General features: G+C 44.9%; 9 protein-coding genes. 4 read left to right on the top strand and 5 right to left on the bottom strand.

The annotated features are described in order from the left end of the window. Nucleotides 1-19 precede the first annotated feature (19 nt). The gene (locus tag NBH16_RS02740; protein WP_005856698.1) at nt 20-700 is read right to left on the bottom strand and encodes a YiaD family glycine zipper/OmpA-like lipoprotein; all 681 of its coding nucleotides are present in this window, start codon (nt 698-700) and stop codon (nt 20-22) included. A gap of 46 nt (nt 701-746) precedes the next feature. After that, nucleotides 747-1070 (bottom strand): hypothetical protein, encoded by a 324-nt coding sequence (locus NBH16_RS02735; RefSeq protein WP_005856696.1) that lies wholly within the window; start codon nt 1068-1070, stop codon nt 747-749. Nucleotides 1071-1500: 430 nt separating this feature from the next. On the opposite strand from NBH16_RS02735, the gene NBH16_RS02730 reads away from it, so the two are divergent. Beyond that, a complete protein-coding gene (locus NBH16_RS02730) occupies nt 1501-2583 on the top strand; it encodes a sensor histidine kinase (protein ID WP_224202333.1) in 1083 nt (360 codons plus the stop codon). A 122-nt stretch (nt 2584-2705) separates the two neighbouring features. Here NBH16_RS02730 and clpB read toward each other — a convergent pair whose 3' ends face one another. After that, nucleotides 2706-5294 carry an ATP-dependent chaperone ClpB gene (gene clpB, locus NBH16_RS02725; protein WP_121961895.1) on the bottom strand — a complete coding sequence of 863 codons (2589 nt, stop codon included), beginning with the start codon at nt 5292-5294 and terminating at the stop codon, nt 2706-2708. A 340-nt stretch (nt 5295-5634) separates the two neighbouring features. Next, complete coding sequence (locus tag NBH16_RS02720) at nt 5635-6267, bottom strand: DUF4858 domain-containing protein (protein WP_008772083.1); 633 nt, start codon at nt 6265-6267, stop codon at nt 5635-5637. Between the two features lie 151 nt (nt 6268-6418). Between NBH16_RS02720 and yaaA the strand changes: the two genes are divergently transcribed. The 3 genes from yaaA to NBH16_RS02705 all read left to right on the top strand — a co-directional run bounded on the left by yaaA (nt 6419) and on the right by NBH16_RS02705 (nt 11679). Further along, complete coding sequence (yaaA, locus tag NBH16_RS02715; RefSeq protein WP_211737802.1) at nt 6419-7183, top strand: peroxide stress protein YaaA; 765 nt, start codon at nt 6419-6421, stop codon at nt 7181-7183. A gap of 97 nt (nt 7184-7280) precedes the next feature. After that, complete coding sequence (locus NBH16_RS02710; RefSeq protein ID WP_121961893.1) at nt 7281-8351, top strand: 6-bladed beta-propeller; 1071 nt, start codon at nt 7281-7283, stop codon at nt 8349-8351. 85 nt (nt 8352-8436) lie between these two features. Next, the gene (locus NBH16_RS02705) at nt 8437-11679 is read left to right on the top strand and encodes a S41 family peptidase (RefSeq protein ID WP_250788074.1); all 3243 of its coding nucleotides are present in this window, start codon (nt 8437-8439) and stop codon (nt 11677-11679) included. Nucleotides 11680-11769: 90 nt separating this feature from the next. Here the strand turns inward: NBH16_RS02705 and NBH16_RS02700 are convergent, their stop codons facing one another. Further along, nucleotides 11770-12954 (bottom strand): glycosyltransferase family 87 protein, encoded by a 1185-nt coding sequence (locus NBH16_RS02700; protein WP_121961032.1) that lies wholly within the window; start codon nt 12952-12954, stop codon nt 11770-11772. Between the last annotated feature and the right edge of the window lie 126 nt (nt 12955-13080).

The raw sequence follows: 13080 nt of genomic DNA, 5'->3' as shown, positions 1-13080 counted from the left end.
AGGGATAGCTTAAAAAAACTTATCGAAGCGTTCCTTGTTGAGCCTCTTGGATCATCTTCTGATTTGCCAAGATCACGATCTCAACACGACGGTTCAACGAACGACCCTCGGGAGTGTCATTGCTAGCCACAGGATCATGTATGCCTTTGCCTTCATAAACCATACGATCCGTGCTTACCCCCTGCATCATCAGGTAATCGTAAACGCTCTTCGCACGTTTCTCGGACAAGGTCTGGTTATAATCCACCTTACCGGTGTTATCCGTAAAGCCGATGATTCGGATATCCGTATCCGGATTGGCCTTCAAACTGGTAGCGAAGTTACGCAAGGCACTCTTGGAAGCGTCGCTCAACGTACTCGAGTTCGTGGCAAACAAGATACCAGAGTCAAAAGTAACCTTCAAGGCCTCACCATTGTTCACGCTCTCGATCTTCGTGTCCTCAGGCAGGGTAGCTTCCAGCTCCTTCTTCTGCTTATCCATTTTCTTACCGATTAACGCACCGGCTGTACCACCTACGGCCGCACCGATCACGGCACCCAATGCGGTATTTCCGGCCAAGGCACCAACACCAGCTCCGACAGCGGCACCACCGCCTACACCGATCGCCGTACCCTTCGCCGTGTTATTCCACGTTCCGCAACTCGTAAACACCACTGCCATACATAGCAGTAAAACAGATAATAATTTAATGTTCCTCATCATCTTCTACAATTTCACTTAAACAACTTTATATATATAACAAATATCAATCAAACATGTTGATCGAATCGCAATATTCAAGTTCTCCTTGTACTATAAAAGTGATTTCCTCCGGTTCGAATTTGCCTACGCCGTCTTTCTGGGCGTTTTTAATTACATAATTTACAACCTCTTCCTCATCGATCTCGATCTCATCGTCGCCATCATCATCTAGCATGCCATTAGATTCATAGAAGTCGTAGATCAAGTCTACGATATAGTTGATATCGTCATTACTGAACTTTCCTTTCAGTTCTTGGGGAAGATAATTCTGGATAAATTTTACGGAATCATCCTCGTCGTAAAGTAGCTCGTCATTGTTCGTGCTCATAATTAATCTTGTTTAATTGGTTTGAATAGCGGCAAATGTACGGAAATATTTTGATTTTATATCCCAAAAACAATTAAGCTTATTTACGGACGTGACTTAACAAAAGCAAATGCCCTTACTTGAACATAGTTCTAAAAGAACTTGAGTATCAAATGACTATATGTAAATAAATGATGGGGTGTATTTTGATTTTAACACAAATAAGACTGGCTTTAGTGTTTTTTGTGATCCATAAAGATATTGGAAGTCTCTTTGGGGTACTCGGTTGGAAATATATTCTTTCAAAGAAAATATCATGCGGAACAGTAAATTGCCCGGAAGCTATAAAAAATAATAGGTCTATATGATAATCAAGTATTTTTATTACCTTTGCTTCCTATAAAACCTAAGCTCTTTTAGAACTCAGTAAATGTATTAAATTATGATTACAATGGAACCTAAAATACAAAGTACCACAAGTACCCGAGCTCTCCGGAGCAAAATCGGGCCTATCAAGGCTTACTTATTCAAGACCTCATATGTAATCAGTCCAATCACGCCAAGCGATCTTAAACATTCCATGAAAGGTGCCTACAAATCATTCCTGTCTAAAACCGATCAAGCATACGGCCATTCCACGTCAACAATCAACCCCAAACTTTACCCTATTTCTACCTTTAAGCAAATGAGCCTCGTAGTAGTCCCGAGTTTCATGATAGAGTCCCCATTCGAGGTAGTGGCGATAGCCCTTATCGCCTTTCTACTTATCCTCCTTTCGATGAGGGAACATCGGCATAAGAAAGACATTCTTGACACCGAACGAAATATGGCCGAAGAAGTGATCCGCTTACGTGAGAAGGCGGAAGAATCAAACCGGTTGACAAGTGCTTTCCTCGCCAATATGAGCCATGAGATACGGACCCCATTGAATGCGATCGTAGGTTTCTCGACCCTTATCAGCGAAAGTGAGGATAAAGAGGAGATCAAAGAATTCGCTAAAATCATTCACGCAAACAATGAGCTACTCCTTAATTTAATCAATGACATACTCGATATGTCAAAAATAGAAGCCGGTATATTGGATTTCCTTTATACGGAAGTAGAGATTAACGAGCTTATACAAACCCTATGGCGGAGTTACCGATTCAAGATCAAGGAAGGAGTAGAATTCCGCACGGAACTGCCTGCGGAAAGCTACATTATCCATACTGAGAGAAACCGTTTATCCCAAGTACTGGCTAATTTCATCAATAATGCTTGCAAATACACTTTCGAGGGAATGATAACGATCGGATATGAAATAAGGAAAGACGATATTTATTTCTTTGTTACCGATACGGGAAAAGGGATAGCGGAAGAAAATATCTCCCGTGTTTTCGATCGATTCGCTAAATTAGATTCCTTCACCCAAGGTACGGGGCTCGGGCTGTCTATCTGTGAATTAATCATTAAACATTTAGGTGGAGAGATCGGCGTGGAGTCAAGCGTTGGAAAAGGATCTACATTTTGGTGCACGGTTCCCACCCGGAAATAATCGCACCAAGCCGTATCTACCTATTAGTGAAAAATAAAAAGGCGGAATGATTCACATAGGATCATTCCACCTTCATTATTTTATAGAAACACCACGCTTAACGTCAAGCGTTCAAGTCTACTTTAGTTCTTAAATTCCAGACCATCGTCTTTCCTATCGATCACGATCGGGCGGTTACGGTCTACCGTTCCACCCAGCAAAGCCTTTGACAACTCGTTCAAGACATACTTCTGAATGACACGTTTTACCGGACGGGCACCGAATTGAGGATCGAAGCCCTTGTCGGCGATAAAGTCCAAGGCCTCGTTCGTGAAGTCCAAGGCGACACCGTTCGTAGCCAACATCTTCTTCACGCTGTTCAACTGCAAGGATACGATCTTGCGAATCTCCTCCTCGTTCAGCGGAGTAAACATGATGATATCGTCGATACGGTTCAAGAACTCCGGACGGATCGTCTTCTTCAACAGTTCCAGTACTTGGATCTTCGTCTCGTCTACCACCTTGTCATGCGTGGCGGGTGTCATCTTCTCGAAGTTCTCACGAATCAAGGAAGAACCTAGGTTACTTGTCATGATAATGATCGTGTTCTTGAAGTTGACAACACGGCCTTTGTTATCCGTCAGCCGTCCATCATCCAAGACTTGCAACAAGATGTTGAATACATCCGGATGCGCCTTTTCGATCTCATCGAACAAGACAACTGAGTAAGGTTTCCGGCGAATCGCCTCCGTCAACTGTCCACCCTCATCGTAACCCACATATCCCGGAGGCGCACCGATCAAACGAGTCGCGCTGAATTTCTCTTGATACTCACTCATATCGATACGGGTCATCATATTCTCGTCATCGAACAGATACTCGGCCAACGCCTTGGCCAACTCCGTCTTACCCACACCGGTAGTACCGAGGAAGATGAAAGAACCGATCGGTCGTTTCGGATCCTGTAAGCCGGCACGACTACGACGAACCGCATCGGCGATAGCGTTGATCGCCTCTTCCTGACCGATCACACGGGTATGAAGCTCGGACTCCAGACGTAATAACTTATCTTTCTCGCTCTGCATCATCTTGCTGACTGGAATTCCAGTCCAACGGGATACCACATCGGCGATATCGTCGCTATCCACTTCCTCCTTGATCATAGCCGCGGCACCTTGCATCGTCTTCAACTTAGCCTGTACCTCCCTGATCTCCTCTTCCTTTTGCTTGATCTTACCGTAACGGATCTCAGCGACCTTACCGTAATCCCCCTCACGCTCCGCCTTATCAGCCTCAAACTTTAGGTTCTCGATATCGATCTTATTTTGCTGGATCTTATTGATCTGCTCCTTCTCGCTCTGCCACTGAGCCTTTTGCTTAGTCTCCTCCTCCTTCAAGTCGGCGATCTCCTTATTCAGTAGCTCTAATTTCGACTTGTCGTTCTCACGCTTGATCGCCTCACGCTCGATCTCCAACTGTTTGATACGCCGGGAAACCTCATCCAACGACTCCGGTACGGAATCGATCTGCAAACGCAGACGGGCGGCGGCTTCATCCATCAAATCGATCGCCTTATCCGGCAAGAAACGATCCGTGATATAACGGGTAGACAACTGCACGGAAGAGATAATCGCATCATCCTTGATACGTACCTTATGGTGATTCTCGTATTTCTCCTTCAGACCACGAAGGATGGAGATCGTATCCAACTCACTCGGCTCATCTACGATAACGGTCTGGAACCGACGCTCAAGCGCCTTATCCTTCTCAAAATACTTCTGATACTCATCCAACGTCGTGGCACCGATCGAACGTAGCTCACCACGAGCCAAGGCCGGTTTCAAGATGTTAGCGGCATCCATGGCGCCTTCGCCTTTACCGGCTCCTACCAAGGTATGAATCTCATCGATAAAGAGGATGATCTCACCCTCGGATTTCGTAACCTCGTTCACCACCGCTTTCAAACGTTCCTCGAACTCGCCTTTATATTTAGCTCCGGCGATCAACGCGCCCATATCCAACGAGAAGATCTGTTTAGACTTCAAGTTCTCGGGAACGTCACCCCGAACGATACGATGGGCCAACCCCTCAGCGATAGCAGTCTTACCTACACCCGGCTCACCGATCAAGATCGGATTGTTCTTCGTACGGCGGCTCAAGATCTGCAAGACACGGCGGATCTCCTCGTCACGTCCGATCACGGGGTCCAGTTTACCGCTACGGGCACGCTCGTTCAAATTGATGGCGTATTTTCCTAAGGCATCGTACGTCTCCTCGGCGGATTGGCTTGTCACCTTATTTCCTTTACGCAATTCCTCGATCGCTTGGCGTAACTCTTTCTCTGTCACGCCGGCGTCTTTCAATATCTGTGAAGCGGTGCTCTTTTCCGTGAACAACGCCAAGATGATCGGCTCCAACGATACATATTGATCCCCCATCTTAGAGGAATAATCGATCGCCTTCTGTAAGACAGCGTTCGACTCGCTAGAGAGATAGGGTTCGCCTCCCGAAACCTTAGGATAAGATTCGATTTGGCGATCCAGTACCATATTCAGGTTTTGAGCGTTTACCCCTAATTTCTGAAAGATAAAATTAGTAACACTCTCACCCGTCATAATGACAGCTTTCAACAAGTGAACCGGTTCGATAACCTGTTGATTATTTTTGGTAACCAACTGTACAGCTTGTTGAACAGCCTCCTGCGCCTTGATTGTAAAATTGTTTAAATTCATATATTTAAGCTCCTTTCTTATATTCTTTTCTAATTTATTTTACACTTATATCCTTACAAAAGAAATACCAAAACGAAAATATGACATTTTGTCTTAATATTATAAAACAGAATAGAGAACTCCCCGTCAAACCGTCCATTTCGGATGTCATTAGGACGTATCTTTTCAGAAAGAACAAAAGAGAGAGAAAAAGGTTTTGATAGTAAACACACAGTATCTAGGTAAAAACAGTCAATGTTCTCAAAAAAACACGTACAAGTTTTTCCGGAAACACGTACATGTTTTTTGAAATTCACGTACGTGTTTTTTTCGAGTGGTTATATCCTATAAATCCAACAATTTACGGATAGTCATTATAATACTTCCACGTATTCTCCCGTTTCCTGTTTCTCTTCTTGTCACGGGCACTTTTCCAGAAAATAGTCTCAAGTAAATCCTCTGCGTCGAAATAGACTCTTATGGTAGCAAGTACCCCTCCCCTTCGCTGGCCATCCTTCACGACATCCGAGTATATATTAGTCAGTTTTACGTTGGCAGCCATAGGAACCTTACCTACCTTAAACTCTTTCCAATCCTGATTCTTAGGGAGCCTAATTGTGTGCGCTTGCTTCTGTATGGCCAATGAACGGGAAGGTGACTTAAAATTCAGCAGCATGAATAGGACTGGGGTAATCGAATCATGATTAGTCAACCTACGTAAAGTATCTAACTGTACATATTCCGAGAAGTCTTTCGTAATCGGCAACTCACTTGGTGAGGATAACATATGGGTTCCCGGTTGATCGGGTCGTAGAAAAGTCCCGCTTTCTATCGCCTTCTGAAACTCAGGATTCAAACGTATCTCCTCCTTGCCGGATAAAAATTCTTGCAGGCGCAAAGAATCCTGTTCCGTCCACTGCGCATGGGCCATCGTAGGTAGGATGAATACTATCAAAAGGAATATAGGTCGCATCTTCACGTCTCTCATCTTCATAATCCTCATTACATTTCTATCACCAAGACTCATTCCTCCATTAAATCCCCCATTCGAGTCGAGATACTTTAAGATTTATTGGGATACTTATACCCTATTTGAATCTTAATATGGATTACCTTTATGCGATCAATCCAAATCCAATATAGATATGTTGATATTATTATCTCCGGCTAAGACAATGACCGGGACATCCAAGATAAAAGCGCCGCAAGGCACGACTCCACGTTTCCAGCAAGAGGCGAACGAGATCGCCCTGCATATGACCCAATTTCCCATTGACGAATTAAGTCGTATCCTCAAGCTCAGCCCGAAACTGGCGGCGGAATGTTACCACAGATACCAAGATTTTCATGCGGAAGACAACCAGCCCTTACAAGCGATACTCGCCTATACCGGTGTCGTATTCAAGAATATCAGCCCGAAAGACTTCACGGAGGAGGATTTTCTTTTCTCGCAAGAACATATGCGTTTCGTATCGGGATGCTACGGGTTACTTCGCCCATTAGACCTTATCAAGCCTTACCGGATGGAGTTCGACGTAAAAATCCCGGAACTAGGCGACGGGAATATGTACACCTTCTGGAAGGACAGGCAAACAAATATATTAATCCATGACGTCCGACAGGGAGACGGAATCCTACTGAATCTAGCCAGCTTGGATATCCAACCCTCTTTCCAGTGGAAGGAGGTGGAGCGATCCGTCCGGATCATCACGCCCGAGTTCAAGATCTGGAAGAACGGCAAAGCGGAGACGATCGTGATCTACGCCAAGATGTGCCGGGGACAAATGAGCCACTATCTCATAAAGAACCGGATTTCTGACCCGGAGGCATTAAAAGCATTCACATGGGAAGGCTTTTCCTATAAAGAATCCATGTCCGAGGGGGATAATTGGGTATTTCTACAAGAATAATTCTAGGCTTATCCAATAAAATCAGATGATCTACGTTTTATAAGAACAATTCGTAAAAATCATAAAAAGGTTTATCCTTCTTTAATTTAGCGGTGATATGAAAAGAACCTTTACATATTTATTACTACTTGTTCTATTGGTTTGCGGAAAGCAAGCCTATAACCTGTTAATCTCGAATGAATCGATCCGGAGCAACCCTACCGGAGCCTTGTCTGACATCGCGGATGAGGTAATCGCCATTCCATTACAGGACTCAGGGACGCATTCGATCAAGGAGGCCAAGTATATCCGTCAAGAGGGAGACAACCTATTCCTTATCAGCAATGAGACGCTTTACCGTTTCAATCGCAAGGGAGAATTTATCTGTCGCATCACCCATCCGGATGACATACGGGTAGCGGGGTATGTAGTGAACCCGGCCAACCAGCAGCTGATCGTACTTGGAAACACGGACGATATTTTCTATTACTCATTCAATGGTAATCTCCTTACCCGCAAGAAACTGAAATGCGACCTTCCGGAGAATAGGCATATGCTATCCATATCCATGCACAATAACCGGATATTTACCACCGAGGAATGTATTCATGGGGATACGGCAGGGAAAACCGCCACGATTGAGAAACAAATCGTTGAATACGATTCCTCTTTCCATAAATTACAATCTCATACGATCCGTCCGGTCGATCTGGAGCGTTCCGCATGCCCGATCGGTTGTCTCGCCCCGGAAGTAGCCGTGGAGCCCGGAAGCGGAACGGTTTATGCCTACGCCCCCTCCTATCAACCCGGGAACTTATTACGGGACACTTTATATATTAAGCAAAAGCGGCAAAGCCAAGCCTTGGAGAACCTTGCCGGAAAGAATACACTTCCTTTGCTACCGATCCGCATGGGTAGCCGTTTCTGGGTATCTACTTACTATAACGCAGAGGATGAGTCCAGAAATTACACCTTCTGTTATGATACGGAGAAGGAAGAATGCTGGCAGGTAAAAGAAGGATTAAAAGATAATTTTTATCAAACCGGAAATGTGCGACGAATGGACCCTATCGATCCCTATTGCCATTCCTATTGTTTCAGCAAATCCGGAGAGGATCTGCGAAATACTTTCCCCGCACAGGCCCAAGGGGAAAGCCTCGTGTTATTTATCGTGAAATTGAAAGGGTAAATCCAGTTAATATTTCAATAGAGAGCAGACTGATGGGTACAAAATAATATGTATCTTCGTACCATTCTAAAAAAGCATTAAGTACATGAAAAAACTTTTAACCTGCATTGCCTTGGGCTTTGCGACTACCAGCTACGCTGTAACCCCTTTGTGGATGCGTGATGTACAAATTTCTCCTGATGGAACAGAGATCGCGTTTTGTTACAAAGGAGATATCTATAAAGTACCGGCCAAAGGAGGAACAGCGACACAACTTACCACCCAAGCATCGTATGAATGCACGCCAATCTGGTCTCCAGACGGAAAACAAATCGCTTTCGCCAGCGATCGTAACGGCAATTTCGATTTATTCGTAATGCCCTCCAACGGTGGAACGGCACAGTGCCTCACCACTCATTCCGCCTCCGAGATTCCATCGGCCTTTACTCCCGACGGTAAATACGTACTCTTCTCCGCATCCATACAAGATCCCGCCCAGAGTGCCTTATTCCCGACCTCGGCCATGACGGAACTCTATAAAGTGCCGATCGGTGGCGGACGTACGGAGCAAGTATTGGGAACACCCGCCGAGATGGTTTGCTTCGATAAATCCGGAAAGACATTCTTATACCAAGACCGTAAGGGCTTCGAGGATGAATGGCGTAAACATCATACCTCGTCCGTCACCCGGGATATATGGATGTACGATACGCAAACTGGAAAACATACCAATTTGACCGACCATGCGGGAGAAGACCGCAACGCCGTATTTACCCCGGATGGACAGACGGTTTACTTTCTGAGCGAACGCAACGGAGGGTCTTTCAATGTATATTCATTCCCTCTCAACACCCCACAATCTATAACGGCGGTTACTAAGTTCAAGACGCATCCCGTACGTTTCCTCTCTACAAGTAGCGACAATACATTATGCTACACATACGATGGCGAGATCTATACACAACGTCCGGGAGTCAATCCGCAGAAAGTGCGGATTGATTTGATCCGTGACGATCAAGAGCAAATCAGCGATCTGAATTCCAGCAAAGGAGCTACCTCTGCCACCGTATCCCCCGATGGCAAGCAGATCGCCTTAACCCTAAGAGGCGAGGTATTCGTCACCTCGGCCGATTACAACACGACCAAACAAATCACCAATACCCCGGCCGCCGAAACAGGCGTATGCTTCTCGCCGGATAACCGTACCTTGGCTTATGCCAGCGAGCGTGGTGGTAATTGGCAACTTTACTTGGCTAAGATCGCCCGTAAGGAAGAAGCTAATTTCCCGAACGCGACGATTATCGAAGAGGAAGTTCTCCTGCCTTCTAAGACCGTAGAGCGTAATTATCCTCAATTCTCGCCGGATGCTAAGGAACTCGCTTTCATAGAAGATCGTATGCGGCTGATGGTAGTCAACCTTGAGACGAAGAAAGTACGCCAAGTCACGGATGGCTCCACATGGTATAGTACAGCCGGCGGTTTCGATTACTCATGGTCGCCGGACGGTAAATGGTTCACGCTCCGGTTTATCGGAAACAAGCACGATCCTTATTCGGATATCGGCTTGGTTAGCGCGCAAGGCGGGGAGATTACCAACCTGACCAATAGCGGTTACACCAGCACCTCCCCACAATGGGTACTGGATGGAAACGCCATCTTATTCACCACCGAGCGTTATGGAATGCGTGCGCATGCTTCATGGGGCTCCTTGAATGATGCCATGCTGGTATTCATGAATCAAGACGCTTATGATAAATTCCGCTTGAGCAAAGAGGATTATGAGTTGCAAAAGGAACTGGAAAAGGAGCAGAAAGAGGTAACCGGGGACAAAATCGACGACAAGAAAAAAGAAGATAAAGCCGATGAAAAGAAAGACGAAAAGCCCAAGGATATCGTAGTGGAACTGAAAGGAATCCAAGATCGTATCCTACGTCTTACTCCTAATTCCTCCGAAATGGGTAGTGCCGTCATCTCAAAGAATGGCGAGACCTTATATTATTTCTCGGCTTTCGAAGACAAATACGACCTGTGGAAAATGGACTTGCGCAAGAAAGAGACCAAGCTACTCCACAAGATGAATACCGGATGGGCGAACATGGAAATGGATAAGGAAGGTAAGAACCTGTTCTTGTTGGGTAGTAATTCCATGCAAAAAATGGATATGGGATCGGAGAAACTAACACCGATTCATTACCAAGCGAACTTAAAAATGGACTTGGCCGCCGAGCGTGAGTATATGTTCGACCATGTCTATAAACAAGAGCAAAAACGGTTCTACAACGTGAATATGCATGGCGTAAATTGGGAAGCTATGACCGCCGCCTACCGTAAGTTCTTGCCACATATTAATAACAACTATGACTTCGCAGAGTTGCTAAGCGAATATCTGGGAGAACTCAACGTATCTCATACCGGAGGACGCTTCCGTCCGCAAACAAGCGGCAATGTTACCGCCAACCTAGGCCTACTTTTCGATTGGAACCATAGCGGCAAAGGTTTATTAATCGCTGAGGTAGTGGAAAAAGGCCCGTTCGATCACGCACGTTCCAAGGTAAAAGCCGGTACCGTCATGGAGAAAATAGACGGGCAAGAAATAACCCCGGATATGGATTACTCCAAGCTATTAAACAATAAGACCAAAAAGAAGACCTTGGTTTCCCTCTACGATCCACAAACCAAGGAACGCTGGGAAGAGGTAGTCTTGCCTATCAGTAACGGTGAGTTAAATAACTTGCTTTATACCCGCTGGGTGAAGCAACGTGCCGCCGACGTGGATAAATGGTCGAACGGACGATTGGGATACGTCCATATCCAATCCATGGGAGACCCTAGTTTCCGCTCTGTCTACTCCGATATCCTAGGTAAATATAACGACCGGGAGGGCATCGTCATTGATACCCGCTTTAATGGTGGTGGACGTTTGCATGAGGATATCGAGATCTTGTTCAGCGGAGAGAAATACCTCACCCAAGTGACACGTGGCCGGGAGGCTTGCGATATGCCTAGCCGCCGCTGGAATAAACCTTCCATCATGCTCCAATGCGAGGCTAATTATAGTAACGCACATGGAACCCCGTGGGTTTATAAGCATCAACACATCGGACGTTTAGTTGGTATGCCCGTACCGGGAACAATGACTACCGTCTCTTGGGAAACCCTGCAAGATCCGACGCTGGTATTCGGCACACCTATTACCGGTTATCGCCTGTCGGACGGTAGTTACTTAGAGAACACACAGCTGGAACCGGATGTTAAAGTCGCTAATTCTCCGGAAACTGTTGTCAAAGGGGAAGATACGCAATTGAGAACAGCGGTAAATGAATTGCTGAAAGAGATCGATAAAAAGTAGTTTAAAACGAGACTACTCTCATCGCCTGTCGGGAGTAGTCTCGTTTTATTATGTAACCTTCTATTAAAAAACAGGCGATATTCACTCTGCCTAAGTCGTGATATGCTTATAGGGAGAATGACTAAAATCCAAGAAACACATCTCATAGCAAATGGTCAGCCACACTACAATGCAAGGCCAAGCTTTTATCACATACGGACGGATCAGTCCATTCCGGACAATCGATGGAACCAGCTCTGTAGTGGATAAGCCAACAATCACCAAGGTAGTTATCCAAAGCCAATAAGTATATTTCTTATGGGGCGATACACTGCATATATACCAGATAGCGACTCCTATCATCGCTATGATATACCCACTCGCCTCGCTTCCCGTACTGAATAATACGACAAACAATAAAACATTAGCTAATAGCATAAAGCGAAAAGCCGGATATTTATATTGCGAGATCCTTAAATATGGAATGCAAAATAAAATCAAGCCCGGTATGATAAGCCACATATCGCTATAGTCCGGATTCCCGGATATCTTTCGAACCACTCCCAATAATGATATATTTTGTGGATCAGCGAACATATTCAACATATTTTTCACCTTCAATCGCTCAAACCAATCTATATACTGAGAGATCACATACTCAATCCCCGGTGTATAAAGTACCGGGATCACAAAGCAAACCAATCCCCAGAAAAGACAAGAGACTAATAATCTCACTTTCTGCCTTGAGAAGAAAAAGAACGCCAATCCCACGATTGGATAGATCTTGATAAATGTTCCGAGCATAATAATGCCTGCCGCCCAGAAATCCTTTTTCTCCAGTATCAAGACAAACGATAATAAGATAAAGGCCGCTACTGATATATTGAATTGCTGTACTCCTTGAGCCGTCATCAACTCACAATACGAATACCAATAAATAATGATTTTTTGGGTACTCGACAATGGCAATCGGCTAATCGCATAAAATAATAGGGCGGTATTCCCCGCTATCCATAAGATCATACCCAGCCATTCCGGTAACAGGGCGAAAGGAGCTATGATAAGACTGAATAAGACTCCATAATGGTTTGAATCATAATATTCCGGATAATGATCCCCATATAAGGTTAAGCCTTCGATAGCATGCCAGTAGACTCCTTCAAATATCTTATAATTATTATATTTCCCGATCAACAACTTGACAATAGCAAAAATAACACCTGTTAGCATCCATACCCCGAATACAGTCCGGGGCTCTCTCCATACCGGATGGGTGGCTAAAGTCTTTAATCTCATATCCCTTAATTCCGCAACACTATTATAAAATATTTTTTTTAAGTACCTGAGCAACAAAAAGTTGCTCAGGATTTTGCCATGTCAGAGGATTCACTTAACTTAGTGTTGCAAAAAAATAATCAAACA

The organism is Parabacteroides sp. Y3-G-102 (assembly GCF_023656845.1).
GTDB classification, from domain to species: Bacteria; Bacteroidota; Bacteroidia; order Bacteroidales; family Tannerellaceae; genus Parabacteroides; species Parabacteroides distasonis.
Note: the sequence above shows the minus strand (reverse complement) of the source record. Positions and strands in the feature narration are given on the sequence as shown.